The sequence below is a fragment of the Shewanella sp. 10N.286.52.B9 genome (genome assembly GCF_002873635.1).
GTDB lineage: Bacteria > Pseudomonadota > Gammaproteobacteria > Enterobacterales > Shewanellaceae > Shewanella.
Map to the genome: position 1 here is coordinate 1 of NZ_MCTY01000022.1, position 14,629 is coordinate 14,629.

The 14,629-nt window shown below is 40.2% G+C and carries 18 protein-coding genes and 1 tRNA gene; 10 read left to right on the forward strand and 9 right to left on the reverse strand.

The features are described 5' to 3' along the window. The first annotated feature begins 107 nt into the window (after nt 1-107). From BCU91_RS02005 to BCU91_RS02030, 6 genes are all read left to right on the forward strand, one after another. Nucleotides 108-905 (forward strand): class I SAM-dependent methyltransferase, encoded by a 798-nt coding sequence (locus BCU91_RS02005; RefSeq protein ID WP_102530786.1) that lies wholly within the window; start codon nt 108-110, stop codon nt 903-905. A 41-nt stretch (nt 906-946) separates the two neighbouring features. Then, nucleotides 947-1,126 (forward strand): hypothetical protein, encoded by a 180-nt coding sequence (locus BCU91_RS02010; RefSeq protein ID WP_102530787.1) that lies wholly within the window; start codon nt 947-949, stop codon nt 1,124-1,126. A gap of 135 nt (nt 1,127-1,261) precedes the next feature. Beyond that, nucleotides 1,262-1,753: a rod shape-determining protein gene (locus tag BCU91_RS02015; protein WP_035008647.1), complete on the forward strand. Its 492-nt coding sequence runs from the start codon at nt 1,262-1,264 to the stop codon at nt 1,751-1,753. Nucleotides 1,754-1,869: 116 nt separating this feature from the next. Continuing rightward, nucleotides 1,870-2,871, forward strand: coding sequence for a DUF4062 domain-containing protein (locus tag BCU91_RS02020; RefSeq protein WP_102530795.1), 1,002 nt, complete (start codon nt 1,870-1,872; stop codon nt 2,869-2,871). 108 nt (nt 2,872-2,979) lie between these two features. Next, nucleotides 2,980-3,516, forward strand: a complete 537-nt coding sequence (locus BCU91_RS02025) for a hypothetical protein (protein ID WP_102530788.1) — start codon at nt 2,980-2,982, stop codon at nt 3,514-3,516. Nucleotides 3,517-3,660: 144 nt separating this feature from the next. After that, the gene (locus tag BCU91_RS02030) at nt 3,661-3,906 is read left to right on the forward strand and encodes a hypothetical protein (RefSeq protein WP_102530789.1); all 246 of its coding nucleotides are present in this window, start codon (nt 3,661-3,663) and stop codon (nt 3,904-3,906) included. Nucleotides 3,907-4,174: 268 nt separating this feature from the next. Here BCU91_RS02030 and BCU91_RS02035 read toward each other — a convergent pair whose 3' ends face one another. The 6 genes from BCU91_RS02035 to BCU91_RS02060 all read right to left on the reverse strand — a co-directional run bounded on the left by BCU91_RS02035 (nt 4,175) and on the right by BCU91_RS02060 (nt 9,210). After that, the gene (locus BCU91_RS02035) at nt 4,175-6,139 is read right to left on the reverse strand and encodes a replication endonuclease (RefSeq protein ID WP_241904019.1); all 1,965 of its coding nucleotides are present in this window, start codon (nt 6,137-6,139) and stop codon (nt 4,175-4,177) included. Next, nucleotides 6,132-6,410, reverse strand: a complete 279-nt coding sequence (locus BCU91_RS02040) for a hypothetical protein (RefSeq protein WP_102528978.1) — start codon at nt 6,408-6,410, stop codon at nt 6,132-6,134. Before BCU91_RS02040 ends, BCU91_RS02035 begins: the two co-directional genes overlap by 8 nt. 84 nt (nt 6,411-6,494) lie before the next feature. Then, complete coding sequence (locus BCU91_RS02045) at nt 6,495-6,680, reverse strand: helix-turn-helix domain-containing protein (protein ID WP_102530790.1); 186 nt, start codon at nt 6,678-6,680, stop codon at nt 6,495-6,497. A 145-nt stretch (nt 6,681-6,825) separates the two neighbouring features. Beyond that, a complete protein-coding gene (locus tag BCU91_RS02050) occupies nt 6,826-7,680 on the reverse strand; it encodes a hypothetical protein (RefSeq protein ID WP_102530791.1) in 855 nt (284 codons plus the stop codon). A gap of 207 nt (nt 7,681-7,887) precedes the next feature. Next, nucleotides 7,888-7,963: transfer RNA gene (locus BCU91_RS02055), tRNA-Arg, on the reverse strand. 56 nt (nt 7,964-8,019) lie between these two features. Beyond that, nucleotides 8,020-9,210: a flagellar assembly protein T N-terminal domain-containing protein gene (locus tag BCU91_RS02060; RefSeq protein WP_102530792.1), complete on the reverse strand. Its 1,191-nt coding sequence runs from the start codon at nt 9,208-9,210 to the stop codon at nt 8,020-8,022. A gap of 272 nt (nt 9,211-9,482) precedes the next feature. On the opposite strand from BCU91_RS02060, the gene BCU91_RS02065 reads away from it, so the two are divergent. Both BCU91_RS02065 and BCU91_RS02070 read left to right on the forward strand, forming a co-directional pair. Further along, the gene (locus tag BCU91_RS02065) at nt 9,483-10,187 is read left to right on the forward strand and encodes a FlgO family outer membrane protein (RefSeq protein WP_102440681.1); all 705 of its coding nucleotides are present in this window, start codon (nt 9,483-9,485) and stop codon (nt 10,185-10,187) included. Next, nucleotides 10,184-10,639: an LPP20 family lipoprotein gene (locus tag BCU91_RS02070; RefSeq protein ID WP_102530793.1), complete on the forward strand. Its 456-nt coding sequence runs from the start codon at nt 10,184-10,186 to the stop codon at nt 10,637-10,639. The genes BCU91_RS02065 and BCU91_RS02070 overlap by 4 nt, the downstream gene beginning before the upstream one ends. A gap of 131 nt (nt 10,640-10,770) precedes the next feature. On the opposite strand, the gene BCU91_RS02075 is transcribed toward BCU91_RS02070, so the two are convergent. From BCU91_RS02075 to flgA, 3 genes are all read right to left on the reverse strand, one after another. Beyond that, nucleotides 10,771-11,196 (reverse strand): flagellar protein FlgN, encoded by a 426-nt coding sequence (locus BCU91_RS02075; RefSeq protein ID WP_102530794.1) that lies wholly within the window; start codon nt 11,194-11,196, stop codon nt 10,771-10,773. Nucleotides 11,197-11,270: 74 nt separating this feature from the next. Continuing rightward, on the reverse strand, nt 11,271-11,603 hold the full coding sequence (flgM, locus tag BCU91_RS02080; protein WP_102440678.1) for a flagellar biosynthesis anti-sigma factor FlgM: 333 nt from the start codon (nt 11,601-11,603) through the stop codon (nt 11,271-11,273). A gap of 72 nt (nt 11,604-11,675) precedes the next feature. Continuing rightward, entirely contained in the window at nt 11,676-12,383 is a 708-nt protein-coding gene (gene flgA, locus BCU91_RS02085) for a flagellar basal body P-ring formation chaperone FlgA (RefSeq protein ID WP_102440677.1), read from the reverse strand. Nucleotides 12,384-12,702: 319 nt separating this feature from the next. On the opposite strand from flgA, the gene BCU91_RS02090 reads away from it, so the two are divergent. Both BCU91_RS02090 and BCU91_RS02095 read left to right on the forward strand, forming a co-directional pair. Continuing rightward, nucleotides 12,703-13,623 carry a chemotaxis protein CheV gene (locus BCU91_RS02090; RefSeq protein WP_102440676.1) on the forward strand — a complete coding sequence of 307 codons (921 nt, stop codon included), beginning with the start codon at nt 12,703-12,705 and terminating at the stop codon, nt 13,621-13,623. Between the two features lie 141 nt (nt 13,624-13,764). Beyond that, a complete protein-coding gene (locus BCU91_RS02095) occupies nt 13,765-14,604 on the forward strand; it encodes a protein-glutamate O-methyltransferase CheR (protein WP_102519869.1) in 840 nt (279 codons plus the stop codon). The last annotated feature ends 25 nt before the right edge of the window (nt 14,605-14,629 follow it).

Consider the following 14,629-nt stretch of genomic DNA (forward strand, 5'->3'; position numbering starts at 1 on the left):
ACAATAACTTAGCGATGGTATCTTTGAAGTTTGAATTGAGCAGCCTGGAACATTATTGTGCTGCTATTGAATAAGCTGTTAGATTTTAGAAGTACACGGAGAAGTTAGTGAACCTTTTTCAAGAGTATGAAAAACAACAGAATTGGAGAGGCTGGGAACGCTATCTTCAGTTTATACCTCTGAGTCAGGATGACTCGGTTGTAGATCTTGGTTGCTCCGTCGGTGATGTGTCCCGACTTTTTTCGTTCCGTGTTAAAAATGTTTTAGGAATAGATATCAATCAGGAATTCATTGATTTCTGTGAGTCGAATAAAAGCAGCAATGAAACGTTCATATGCACTGATTTTCTAAGTTTTGATAGCCTGTCCGTCGAATCGGTAAACGGAATTTGGAGCAGCTTTTCTCTTTCATATCTTCGCAAGCCACTCGATTTTTTGATTTCTGTAAATTCGTCTATGAATCAAGGAGGGTGGATCGCATTGCTTGATGTCTCCTGCTTTATTTCCGGAAATCTTGAAAAAAACAGCAAGTACTACGAAAGAGTGAGGCGCTTTGAACTTGAATCATACAAATCTGGCATTTATGACTTCAATTTTGGTGCGAAGATGCAAGGCTTGTTGCAAAGTGCCGGCTTCGAAATAGTGCATGTTGACAATGATGTTACTGACCCCGAGCTAAATTTCTCTGGTGCGGCACCTACGGAAATTATTGAAGGTTGGGCTGCAAGGCTCAATAGAATGCAAAGATTAAAAGAAAAGTTAGGGGCAGAATACACTGAATTTTGCCAAGAGCTACTTTCTGGCCTTGGCTCTGAGCAACACGAAAAACGAGAGAATGTAAGGTTCGTCGTAGCTAAAAAATCTAACAAATCAATGCAGCCGACCGCTAACGCGTCGGCTGATTGAAGCGTTAGTAGTCAATGGTTCATCATAGAAAGGAATCTCAAATGAATAAACAATCTAAAGAAAACCTAGCTGAAGCAGCACTCATTGGGACAGGGCTTTTGAGTAAATTTGCTCTCTTGAAATCAATGACCGAATCTAAAACATTAACCATAATGGTGGTCCTTGGCTTACTATTTTTTAGTGGTTTTATTTTGTTTTTAGTAAAGATGGCTGGCGCCTAAAGTTAATCTGCCAGCTACTAACAAGCTGCTAAATCCAGATTCACCAAGGCTGTCATGCCATTTGCTGAGCAAATCGCCTGCCAGCACATGGTTCACTTATTAGCAGGGCGTTAAGTGGCTCGGAGGCCCAGAGTTTTGTTTACATTTATAAGAAGCCTTTTTTCACATGATTTACTTTTTGAATTAAGTGAAAACAAACTTTCTATCAAAGTTTTTTCTTCCAACTTGTCTTTTGAAACTGAGCCTTACATTGCTATAGAAAGCACTAAAAAAGGTGAAATAGTAAAAGCAATTGGATCGGAAGCTAAATCTCTTTCTTCTCCGAATGTTCGGGTACTTAACCCCTTTAAACACAATAGATCATTTGTTGCCGACTTTATGTGTGCTGAAAAGATATTGCAGCATGGTATGTACACATTGCATAAATCAAAAATTAAACCTTCACCTCGCGTCATTGTGCATCAATTAGAAAAAACCGATGGTGGACTGACAGATATAGAAGAAAGAGTTCTGAGAGAATTAGCTATTGGAGCTGGTGCTCGTGAAGTAGTTGTATATTTAGGATCCAAAATCAATACTAATGTTGAAGATTTTGATACAGTAAAGTCAAGAGTATCAGCCACTTAACAAGTTGCTCAAAAGGACGCAAAACGCTTGGCTTGCGCTCCTTCGTCGCTAATTTTAGCCAAGCATTTATGCGCCCATTAGTAAGGCGTTATGCGCTAAGGCAATTCGAGGTGATAATGGATAAGAGATATCAAGTATTTGTGAGCTCTACATATATAGACTTAAAAGATGAGCGACAAAGTGTGCTTCAAACATTAATGGAAATGGATTGTATTCCTGCCGGAATGGAGTTATTTCCTGCTGCTGACGAAGAGCAATGGGAGTTTATCAAAAAAGTCATCGATGACTGCGACTATTATCTGTTAATAATTGGTGGGCGGTACGGTTCAACAGCCGATGATGGTTTAAGTTACACGGAGAAAGAGTTTGATTATGCTGTAAGCAAAGGAATCAAAGTAATTGCTCTGTTACATGAGTCACCAGACTCATTGCCTCGCTCAAAAAGCGAAATGTCCGAAGAATTAGCGGAAAAACTGGAGCTCTTTCGAGAGAAAGTAAGTGAAGGAAGGTTAGTTCGCTATTGGAAGGAGTCAGCTCAGCTTCCCGGTGAAGTTGCTCTAAGTCTAAATAAGACAATTAAAATGTTTCCCGCTGTAGGTTGGGTAAGAGCTGATTCATCTGCGTCACCAGAATTGCTTGCTGAGATTAATGTGTTGCGTAAACGCAATGAAGACTTAGCACTTCAACTTGAAGAACAAAAGCCACAACAATCCTTGTTGCCTGTTGACGAACTTGCTGATTGGGAAAGTGAAATAGAATTAGCTGGCTCTTATCAAATTTACGCTCGTTCTATGCATGATCGCACGCAGAACCATACATGGTCTAAATCAGTGACATGGAGGCAACTATTCTCAACTCTATCTCCATTTTTAGCTGACAATGCATTTGATAGCAGTGTAAATAGTTTTGTTGCTGAGCAATTTAGTGGTGCGGATAAGAATAATGTTCACATATCATCTTTGCAAATTGACAGCCAAGTCCTTTATACAATTCGAATTCAGTTCCTAGCTCTAGGTCTGATTTCCATTAATAACGATAACCCTCAAGCGCTGTGGAGTCTCACTGATTATGGTTTACAAACCATGATTAAGGAAAGGGTTGTCGGCAAAAGCGCATAACAAAAAGTTTAAGCTGATTCGTAAACGCGTGCCATTTTCGCTTCGCTCTAATTTTGGCACACATTCACTCACAGCTTAACTTGGCGTTAGCTTCAAAATGGAGGTTTCTTGAAATTTTTAATTTTCTTTATTTCTATTGTTTCTTTTTCGGCTATATCTGAACAGTGGTACGAAAATGGCGAAATAGCCCCTGAAAGGAGCTTTCAAGGAGGCATTGGTGATTTCGGGGCTATGGTATTTATGACCACCAACTCACAAAAAATGTTAGATAACTGGGAAGTACCAACTGACGGTTATTACGTAACGAATGATGAGGAAGTTGAAAAAGGGCAACCTATTGAAGCATTGGTAGTATTTTATGGATGTAAGGCCAATGAAAAAGGCAATTGCGTAGCTGAAGTAGATTATCGAATTGTTAAACCCGATGGTTCTGTTTACACAGAAATCAAAGACACAGAACTATGGAAGAATAAACCAGCGATGCCGGAAGGACAGCTAGGATTAGCCGTAGATAGGGTCGGATTAATCGCTGAGTTAGGAGATCCTGTTGGGGTATACACTGTTGAATTAGTGATTAGAGATTTAGTAAGTAATAACGAATTCCCTCTTTATTCAAGCTTCAAAGTCATTGAAGCTAACAAATGAATTATGTCGTTCGTAAACTCACTGGGACAAATACTCGCTGGCCTTCGGCCAAAACGCTCGTATTTGCCCCATATTCAAAGCGTTAGGCTCTTATCGCCCTGCGCCTACCGATTCTATTTAATTTATAAACTATGGAGAAGTAAAATGGCTAAAGTAGAATGTCCCAAGTGTGGTCATAATTTCGAAGGCTCATCTTTAAAGGGTGCTGCAGCAGCGACGGCTTCGGCGGCTTTAGGAGCCAAAATTGGAGCCGGCTTTGGTATTGCAGGTGGGCCTCTTGGTGCCATTGCAGGAACCATCCCAGGTGCAATTATTGGGGGAGTAACTGGCTATTTAGCATCAAATAAATTTTACCAGTGTGACTGCTGTGATAAATATTTTATGTTGTAGTTCCTGTAACTAGGTTTATAGCCTAACAAGGCGCTGCACCCGATAAATTGAACAGCGCCATTTTTTGTGTGCCAGTCCCTACGCTGATTTTACACAAAAAATACCGCAGTCCAATTTGCGGGTGAGCGAGGCGTTAATTCATCGAAATTTTAATCTGAAACTCACAGATAGAGTTAAATGTCTAACGCGTTTCTATCCAATTATGAGTTAATGTCATCACCAACTATAAATTCTGCCAGCCTGAATATAGCCATGATTAATAAATTCGTTAGGTACAGTTATTTACAGAACTCCAAGTTAGATCAAGTTCACTAGCACGGCTTGATTGAGTTAATGTCCATTCATGGACTCGGGTAATGATTTCGACTCCTAAAGCCACAATGCCTTTGAGCTGAGTAACAAACTCATCCCCGTAGCGGTTAGTTTTGTATATGTTGCTTTGGTGACTGTTTACTGTGTGATTGTTGGAATATGCAGGATATGGTCTCAGAATTTCAGTAATCATTGCTGGATTGCTTTCAGCACATATTGCAGGCATTGCTGAAACCGTTTCTAGATTGATTGCAGAAATTTCTGTAAATGGTTCTGCAATTCTTGAAAGGTAATTTTTAGTGAACCCTGCATGGTGTATAGGGTTTCTTGCAATATTATCGTATGCGCTCATAGCGCATCGATGCGCTGAATCCTTAGTGTTTATGCAGGGTTTACGGGAATCATCATTAACTATGGTTTTAGGCTCATTTTTAGCCCCTGATTTGGTTACAGGGCAATTTACTGGGTGAGTCGATTGCTTTTTAAGTTGGTACAGTGGCCTGATAAGTTGGTCTTCACGTTTGCAAAATACGCCGCCCATAAGTTCGGTATATTTGCTCCAGTTAGATTCATCAGCTGCTTGTCTAACCGTTTCAACCCAATCTAAGCTTTCATCTTTAATGGCTGATAAACGTCTTAATTCTCGCCACTGAGTTACACCTACACCACCAATTTGTTGAAATTGGCGTATGCCCCAGCATGAAGCCCAGACTTTTATTCGCACTGCTGAAGTTGTAGCCTCTTTCCCATATGAGTCATGTTCAATGCCTTCACCATCAATACTCTTAGAAACATACTTAACGATGTATCCCGTTGCCGAACCTTTTTCAGGGTCAATGTACTCAACTTTAAAACGGTGCTTTTTAGCGCCATTTTCATCACCATCTTCTTCAAAGCAATAATGCTCGAAGGTTTCTACCAGTCTGTCTTGATGTTCTGTTGGTACAAAATAGAGTAAGTGCCAATGGGGTGTACCGTCATGGTGGGGTTCGGCAATTCTGAAACCAAACGGGGTGATATTGTCACGGTTTAATGATGCTCTAATACGTTGGAAGGTGCGATTAAGATAATCCTGTCCATCAAGCGGAGTAGCGCCATTCCATTTAGGATTCTCGGCACCTGATTTTGAAAAGCTTCTATGGTATTTAGACGGAGTTGTCATGGTTAAAAATATTGCTGAATAGCCCATGTCTTTGGCGTAATCTTCAAAACCACGGATGCGAACCATTAATTCTGCTTTTCTTATTTTGGGATTCGATACGTTTAAATCTGACAATTCAGCCAAACTCATTGAGTAATCATGCTCATTGGTGGCAATGGTATTTTCAAGTAACTCACGATTGTTTTGCCACTGGGTTTTGAAGTTGCTTACTGTTACGTTACTGGCATATATTCCCTTATATTTGTTTACTTGGTTTAGTAAGCGGGATACCGACTCAATTTGTCGGTTATGTTGTCTTCTTAATTTGGCTACCCACCAAGTATCAGTTGAAGCCCTTTTAATCACGCCAATTACCTTGCTTTTTTCTATCTCTGATAAGCAATCATTCTGTAAATTTGCAATAATAGCGTCACTAATTTGTGGTGGCTCTATTCCATAGGTTTTCACGTAATGGATAATTGAGCGGTAACCTTTCTCTAAACCAAAATTATTAACTCTTGTCGCTATTTTAGAGCAAAGTTTTGCGTGTAATTTAGCCTTGGTTTTATAGTCCACTTCCTCAATGTTTACACTGCATCGTTGACCGTTAATACCTATTATTTGATCGATTTTTTTAGTGACATCGAGAATATAAAGATTGGATAATCTTCTTGTCGGAATACGCTTGTAACATCGCAGAATTGAAAATTTATGAACGTTAGGCAGGCCGAAAAGTTTCTTTTTAAGCCACTCTTTATCATGGGGATGCACACTAGGCATTCTTAAGCCCTCCATGCTGTTTTAACCATTGATAGCCACGTTGATTTAAAGAACATTTCTGCCACTTCATACCCATGTCGTTACGAGTGCTTTCAGCCAGAAAGCCTTGCTGCTTGAGTTTGAATAAAGTTCGTTTTTGAAAGCTGCCTGAAAATGACTCATAACCAGTCATCTTGCCAAGGTCAGGGCAAATCTCTATGCACACTTCAATATGGTTGCCTTTCGACAACCATTCAATAAAGCTAATTTGTTCTTTGCTAAAAGTGGCCATTACTCACCACCTTTTTGTGCATTAATATCCCTGATTGCAGGAATGTGATTCGCTATTAGGGCAAGTATTTCAATTAGGGAATAATTAAGCAGTGTGTTCATAAACCCTCCCATTCACGAAGTTTTCAACATCGCTTTGGCGGTACATCACACGACGACCCACTTTGATAAAGCTAAGTGGGTAACGACCTGTACAGCGCCATACTGAGAGAGTACCGATTGTTACGCCAAGAAACTCGGCAACAGCGGCAGGGGTAAGTAGTGTATTCATATTAACTCCGATTTGTATTTATTCGTCGGAGTTAACAATATAATCAGGCGGTTAGTGTGTATGCGTATCTTGCGGTTAGATGAGCGTATTTAACAGTAAAAGGAGAGTACCTTACTGTAAGATACTTTTTATAATCATGTTTTTATTATGTTTTCTTCATTTCTGGCCTAAACCACCTTTCAATGGTTTCTCTACCTTGAAATTCATCAGTAAACTTTACGCCTATCTGCTCCCCAAACTCATTAATTTCAGGGTATAAACATTTTGCGGCATGCCTAGCACTGGGGTACTTCTTTTTTCTCAGTAAAGATAAAGCAAACTCTTGACGCTGACGGTTTAGTGAATGCCGTTTTGAATGACCTTTTTTTGCATTCGAACTTGCCTTTTTCGCTATAGCTTTATGCTTGCCTATTTCAGATAGCAACCTTTGAAATTGTTCATTAGAGTCAATAAGCTGTTTATCTATAAATAACTGATATAACAAATGGGCTTGTTGAATTAATCCTGCCATTTGATTGGCTAGGGCAGCATGCAGTAAAGGTTCTGAACCTTTGCAAAAACTAGGTAAAAGGTTGATATCATCTCTTGCTGAACTGCAAAATGCAGTAGCTAAGGAAGAAGCATTCGCGAATTTTTGAATAAGCTTTATATCACTCAGAGGTTCAAGCTCTCTTAACGGAGTAAACAAGCTGGCAAGTGCTGAGGTAGCTGATTGTTGTTCGCTTTCTAATGTTTGTTCAATCCCTTCAATTTTTGCTAGCTCTTTAATAGGGTCTTTTTTATGAGTCACATCTATCAAAGATGGAAGGCCTTGGCTAAATGGAAGGTGTAAATCATTAAGCTGAATTTCACCATCAATACTTCCATAATATTCTTGTTGAATTGGTAGTTCAGATAATTCATTAATAGCTAGTAAATAAGGCTGCAATGGTAATGGGGTTGATGATAGAAGAAAGACAAAATCATCGGTACTTATGAAAGAATTGAATAAATCGCTCATTGGGTCACTTTCCTTTTTTAATATAGGAAAACTATTAGAAATAGGGCGAAAAGTCCATAATTGAAGTGAATGCTTTAAAACTGGGGTTATTCGAAATAGTTATAATAAGAAGTGGTAAAAAAATCTTTTTCCGTGGTGACACAGGGGTGACACAGGATTGCGTGTAAGAAGATAAGGTGTTGATTAATATAATAAAATGGGCATAATTGGTCTCCCCACAAGGACTCGAACCCTGATCGATCGCTTAGGAGGCGACTGCTCTATCCTGTTGAGCTATAGGGAGACTAAGCGCAATTATACAAGTTTTAATCTTGATTAAAAGGCTTTAAATTTAGTTGCTTAAATCTTAATCACGATATCTTGTATTTGAATATTCCCTGTTGCGTCTATGCCTTGTAATACTGCGGTGGCACTTTCTTCTGATACTTGATCAATAGTGACTGTTGCGCGGTTTGGTGTGGCAACGGCGCGCATTAAATTCACTCTGTCTGGGATATTTTGTTGCAATACAATTTGAAAGCTATCACCGGCTCTCACATGGTGCTTACGGCCTAAGTTAATAATTATTCTATTGCCTTGTTTAGCCACAATTTGTCCCAGCAGTGGGCGACAATTTAGCAAATTATCAATGTCAGCAGTGCTTTGCTGCATAAGCTGGTTAACCGTTTGGCCATAGCTTGAGCGCCAAAAACGTTTAGTGGTGGGTGATACGGTTTCGTCACGTTCAAACTCCCACTGCGCCTGTGCTGAGTAATCTTTACTCCAGACTTTTTCACCGCTAATAGCGTGATACAAAGTTAACTTAAAGCTGATTTGTCTTTGTGGATAGCCGTGAAATAAGCCAAACATTAATCCTGAGGTGGGCTCGGTTGACATATCGAGGATTTCTGGTTGTAAGATATATTGGCTATCGGTGATTTCGCCTAACCAACTTGGGATGCGATTACCTTTAAAATTGATTAACTCATTGCTGTGATCTAGTGCTTCATCGGCGTGAATGCGGGCAAAGCTATTATGGGAGTGACTATTTAGTAGCACGCCATACTGTTGTGATAGTGCTTGAGTAAAGTTTAATAACTGACCATAACGTAATTGAGCGCGATCTTGAATACTGGCCTGAGGCACCATTATTGCCGCTCTTAATTGCTGACCTCGGCATTGCTGAGCTGAGTCGTCTTGAAGATCTAATCTTAGTAATACAGTAATGTCAGTGCTGGTGAGCATTTCAGATACCAGTTCAATATTATTGTCTTGTCCTATATGACTAAACTGAAATGCATCTTGGCTTAACTGCCCCTGACCCGAGATGTATTGACTATTAACGTTAACACCAACCCCAGCTTGCATGCTGGCATAGCTTAGCGCTTGGCTGATCGCCACTTCACGCGCCTTATCTACATTGCCATTAATGATATTCGCATGGCCTGTTACTTCAATAATTTCAGCTTTTAACGGCAGACTCAAGATACTGACAAACAGCAATATGGCTGCGGAGTAGAGTCGCTGGGTTGTTTTACTGCATATTTTCATATTAATCACTTGCTTAAAGATAACGATGAACGACTAATACAGTGCCAAGTTTATGGCGTTAAAGTACTAGGAGCGATTGTTTGAGAATAAATGCAAAGAATGTGCCTGTTATTGGTTTTCAATATATAAGTCGTTAAGCCAATGCTGAAAGGGATTAATTATCTAAAGTTTTTATCCTGATTGCCGATAGTGTTTTTAGAATTCATTTTTAACCTTTAGGCCTCAAACGCCTTAGCCCATAGCAATGCTTGAGTTAAATACAGGAATGCAATATGCGCCGAATTGGTTTACTTCCAATCATGATGTTGATGACAGCTTGTGCTGGCTCACAACCGACAGAGTATGATGATTTATCTTATGTCAATGAAGGCTATGAGATGAATTTTTGGTATGAGTCTGAGCCCAAAACGGATCATGTTATTCACTACGATATTCAGCAGTCAGGCATAGCGCCCAAAGCTGGGGTTAACCGCTTGGCGGAAAAAATTGTCAATGAATTAGTGCTACAAAACGACAGCTTACGAGCTGATCAACCACTGCTGATCACCACACCTGTCATGCTTGATGATTACGGACAAACTAATTTGCTGGGGCAGCAATTGCAGCAAGGCATGTTGACTGCATTTCATGCCAATGAATTTAATCTTGTTGATATGAATGTGGCTAGTTCACTTCGCGCCACTGCGGAGGGTGAGTTTATTTTAAGCCGCGACTGGAAGCAGCTTGCCACAGATTTAGCGGTATCCCATGTGGTCGTAGCCACCATGGGCACTACCTCAGAGGGCGTGGTGGTCAATGCCAGAATTGTCAATACTAGCAATAATCGAGTAGTGTCAGCGGTACAAACCTTTGTTAAAACCCACAGCCTGCCAGGCTATTTAACACCTGCCAATAAGGTGATTTCAAAAGACGGCATCTTGTATCGAAACGAGCATGCAGGTATGGCAAGCGTGACTATTTTAGGAGATAACCAATGAAGGCAATACTGTTTGCAGCCCTGACAGCAGCCCTCACCTTGTCCGGGTGTGCGGTAAACGACAAGTATGTGCAATGGGAAACCGAGGCGCCTAAACAATTTCCTAAACTAACCGCTATTGGTTATGCGCCGTTAGCAACGCAACCGGCAACAGAGCAATCTCACAAGGTGTTAATGGCGATGCAAGCGTCTAAAATTGCCGCTTATCGGGAACTGGCTGAGCAAGTGTATGGCCAGCAGATTGATGCCAGTAGCCAGGTCGATGATTGGTTGCTGAATAAGCAAACCGTTACCGCCAGTGTCTCGGGCATGATTAAAGGCGCGAAAGTGGTCAAAAGCTATCCGGCTGGTGATATGTATGTGACTGAGTTAGAACTGGATTTTTCACAGGTATGGAGCCTATATCAGCAGCAAAATAGGCCTAGAACGATTAAGCATGTGACTTACTTTTAGTTAAATTTAATTATTTAAATCCAGTCATTTAAATTAACTTAACTGAAGTACAAAAAAACCGCTCTTTGAGCGGTTTTTTGGTTTTTAAAACACAATCTAGCAACTCGCAGGGCAGTTAATTACCGCCTCGATTATGCTTTAAGGTTTTGCCCTAAAGAGGAAATCGTTGAAGTTCGGCCTTTGTCATTATAGGTCAGGCTTGATGCATTACGGCTCATTTGCAGCGCTTGAGAGAAGCGATTAAGGCTGGCTATATTAAGCTCAATTAAGCTGGCATTTTGACTATTGATGGCCTTGCACTCGTCTAGAATCGCTTTGGCTTCTTCGACTTTAACAATGAGTTCTGGCTCAGCGTTTAATAATGCTTTTTCTGGGTGAGAGGCTAACTTTTCATCATTAAGTTTGAGGTTGTTTAGGCAGTCAACCTTGTATTTTGCCAGTGACAGTAGTTTATCTGCGTCACGTTCAGTAAGGGCTAATTTTTCTTCAGATACAAGTAATTTCAGCGACGACAAGGTGTCGTGCTGAAAAGATAACAGCTGTAGTAATTCAGTCATAAGTTACTCTTTATTAAAACCCACATTACCCGTTAAGTAATGTGTGGCCGATAATATCAAGAGTAACGATGAGGTTACTCTTGGTCGAAATTTAATCCGTCAAGATCAGCTTCAAAGCTAGCAATGTTAGCAGCTAACTTTTCAGGATCGACTTTGTAGCGACCTTCTGAAATTGCTAATTTAATTGCATCAACTTTGCTTTGGTCAACTTCTGGTAAAGATGCCATATTACTCTGCACTCCCTGCAGCTGCTGCGCTTGTGCAGTAATACTGACCGAATCCGTTTTTACTGGGGCAGCCGTGGTCTTAGCCGCTGAGTCAGCTGTTTGCGTTGTTGCTCCTGCGTCGCGATTGGTGCGCAACTGAGCATGAGAAGCTGTTTTTAGATGGTTAATATCAATTGCCATGTGAGGCTCCAGCGTAATGTTAGGGTTTTCCAAACAGGTTATCGGCCTTGTCAGAAAAAACTTTAGAATATTTTACATTCTAACTTCAACTTCGCCAACGCCTGTGACAATGACATCTAATCGCCTGTTAGAATTGCTATTTCTGACTCTAATAGCATCGCCAATATTACCATCTCTTAGTGCTTCTCCGGCAGTTTTTATTTCAAATGCGTTTGTTTTAGCATAAATAGATACCGAATCTCCTTTGCAAACAAAGCATAAATTATTGTTTAGCAAAGGCGCTTTAGCTGACACACGCCTTTTTGAGCGGGTACCGAGTAATTGTGAGATCTCAGAAAAAAACTGCCCGCGGATACTGTGTTGGTCAACATAGTTAATTGCCACATTATCTGCTGTGATTAACTCACCTTTTTCAATAATTCCCAATGCTGTCACCACTGGATACATAACCTCAACTTTAACCGAGATAAACATTTGCCATGGGTAGTCATAATCAGGGCTGATACAGCTAATTTTGACTGTGTTGGTGCGGCTAATTTCGCGGTCACTGGCCATTTCAACACTAATGGGTGGCAAACATCTTGGCGGTGTTAATCGGCCATCAAGATTTTGCGGGCTAATGTTGATCACCGCATTGGGCTTTTTAGCAATTTTTTTTGCTACTACCTCTTTAGCTAATTCAGTAATGGTCGATAGAGAGTAAGTTATGGTGGCATCTTCACTGGCGTTAACCGGTAAAGATAAAAAAATAATGATCAATAGTAGAATGTTTTTCTTCATAATATTCTAACTAGCTTGATTGGCCAGGTTACCTCTAAACTTCAATTTTAATTAGCAATGATAAGGCTAAACATTCTCAATGTTATCTTTGTCAGAAGTTTGACTTTTTTCATTGAAATCGTCGCTTAAATGCGATGTGACCACAATCAAGCAAAAACTATGCCTATAGCTAAATTTAAGCGCTAAACCAGCAAATTGGCATAAATTACTGTGTTACAATTTGCGAAAATGGTTTTACTGTCGCTTTAAAACACTGATTAACAGTGAACTCTAATAATAAATCCCACTAGGGAAAGCATTCATAAAACAAGGCAGGGTTATGTCGAGCATTCTTGATTCAGTTAATAAACGTACCCAACTGGTAGGCCAAAATAGACTGGAGTTACTGCTTTTTAAACTTAATGGTCGCCAACGTTTCGGTATCAACGTTTTTAAAGTAAAAGAAGTATTACAGTGTCCGCCACTGACAAAGTTACCCCGTTTAAGCCCAATGATTAAAGGCATTGCTCACATTCGGGGCTCGACTATTTCAGTGATTGATTTAAGTGCGGCAACTGGTGGCCGTCCGTTGGCATCGACTGAAAATTGCTTCATCATTATTGCTGAGTATAACCGCAGTATTCAGGGCTTTTTGGTTAGCTCAGTAGAGCGCATTATTAATATGAATTGGGAATCAATTATGCCACCGCCACAAGGGGCTGGGCGCAACTCTTATTTAACTGCAGTAACCGAAATCGAAGGTGAATTGGTTGAGATTTTAGATGTTGAAAAAATTCTTGATGAAATATCACCAGTAAAAACGGAATTAAGCCAAGCTGCCAGTGATGCTATTACCATTGATAAAGAGCAGCATTACCATATTATGGTGATTGATGACTCTGCAGTTGCTCGTAAGCAAATTATCCGTTCATTATCGTCATTGAACCTGCAAATTGACACCGCTATTGATGGTAAAGATGCCTTAGAGAAATTAAAAGCGATTGCCACTGAGATGGATAATGTTGCCGATGAAATTCCACTGATTATTTCAGACATTGAAATGCCAGAAATGGATGGCTATACCTTAACGGCGGAAATTCGCGACGATCCAAAACTTAAAGATATTAAAGTGGTGCTGCATACTTCATTAAGTGGCGTGTTTAATCAGGCCATGGTTGAAAAGGTCGGCGCAAACGACTTTATCGCTAAGTTTAATCCCGATGAGTTAGCGTCAGCGGTCAACAAACATCTCATTTTATAATAATTCAATCGAAAACCTAGGGCTGATGATTCACCATAGGTTGTAGATTTCACGTTTGTTACCAAGTGCTCGGTAACCAAACAAAGCGGCGGCTTTAGATTGCAAACAATGTAAAGCGCCTCTTTAAAATAGGATGTAAAAGTGCCGAACAAATCACTTGCTGAAGCAGAATATAATCAGTTTAAGCTTTTTTTAGAGCAACACAGTGGCATTGTATTAGGTGACAACAAGCAATATTTAGTAAAAAGTCGCTTAGCGCCTTTAATGGGCAAGCATGATTTGCCCTCATTATCGGAAGTGGTTAAGCGCTCAATGAAGCCAATGGAGCGGCATTTACGGGCGGAAGTGATTGACGCTATGACCACAAATGAAACTCTGTGGTTTAGAGACAAATACCCGTTTGAATTACTTCATGATGCTTTATTACCTGAATATAGCCGCTTAGGTCGGCCGTTAAAAATATGGTCAGCCGCTTGCTCGTCAGGGCAGGAGCCCTATTCATTGGCAATGACTATTTTAGAGTATCAGCAGCGTAAGCCGGGGGCATTGCCTGGTAGCGCGACGATCCAAGCCACCGATTTATCACCTTCAATGCTAGCGCGTTGTAAAAAGGCCGAATATGACAGCTTAGCCTTAGCCCGTGGGCTATCAGATGAGCGAAAGCGACAATTTTTTGATCCAATGCCGTCAGGTCATATGAAAGTGAAAGATAATGTTCAGCGGTTAGTGAATTTTAGAAGTCATAACCTGCTTGAAAGTTATAGCTTATTGGGTAAGTTCGATATTATCTTTTGTCGTAATGTGTTGATTTATTTTTCTCCAGAGGCAAAAGCTAAAATTTTGCGGCAATTTGCTGCCGCCCTTAATCCCAATGGGATTTTATTTTTAGGGGCGTCAGAATCTATCTCAGGCTTATCTGATGAATTTACGATGGTGCGTTGTAACCCAGGGATTTACTATCAAAAGAAAAATATATTGTAAGTTTATGAATTAATATGTTTTTAGT

Coding starts and splice junctions, on each gene's coding strand:
- BCU91_RS02010 (WP_102530787.1), top strand. CDS start 947: ATGAATAAACAATCTAAAGAAAACCTAGCTGAAGCAGCACTCATTGGG.
- BCU91_RS02020 (WP_102530795.1), top strand. CDS start 1,870: ATGGATAAGAGATATCAAGTATTTGTGAGCTCTACATATATAGACTTA.
- BCU91_RS02030 (WP_102530789.1), top strand. CDS start 3,661: ATGGCTAAAGTAGAATGTCCCAAGTGTGGTCATAATTTCGAAGGCTCA.
- BCU91_RS02035 (WP_241904019.1), bottom strand. CDS start 6,139: ATGCCTAGTGTGCATCCCCATGATAAAGAGTGGCTTAAAAAGAAACTT.
- BCU91_RS02040 (WP_102528978.1), bottom strand. CDS start 6,410: ATGGCCACTTTTAGCAAAGAACAAATTAGCTTTATTGAATGGTTGTCG.
- BCU91_RS02045 (WP_102530790.1), bottom strand. CDS start 6,680: ATGAATACACTACTTACCCCTGCCGCTGTTGCCGAGTTTCTTGGCGTA.
- BCU91_RS02050 (WP_102530791.1), bottom strand. CDS start 7,680: ATGAGCGATTTATTCAATTCTTTCATAAGTACCGATGATTTTGTCTTT.
- BCU91_RS02060 (WP_102530792.1), bottom strand. CDS start 9,210: ATGAAAATATGCAGTAAAACAACCCAGCGACTCTACTCCGCAGCCATA.
- BCU91_RS02065 (WP_102440681.1), top strand. CDS start 9,483: ATGCGCCGAATTGGTTTACTTCCAATCATGATGTTGATGACAGCTTGT.
- BCU91_RS02070 (WP_102530793.1), top strand. CDS start 10,184: ATGAAGGCAATACTGTTTGCAGCCCTGACAGCAGCCCTCACCTTGTCC.
- BCU91_RS02075 (WP_102530794.1), bottom strand. CDS start 11,196: ATGACTGAATTACTACAGCTGTTATCTTTTCAGCACGACACCTTGTCG.
- flgM (WP_102440678.1), bottom strand. CDS start 11,603: ATGGCAATTGATATTAACCATCTAAAAACAGCTTCTCATGCTCAGTTG.
- flgA (WP_102440677.1), bottom strand. CDS start 12,383: ATGAAGAAAAACATTCTACTATTGATCATTATTTTTTTATCTTTACCG.
- BCU91_RS02090 (WP_102440676.1), top strand. CDS start 12,703: ATGTCGAGCATTCTTGATTCAGTTAATAAACGTACCCAACTGGTAGGC.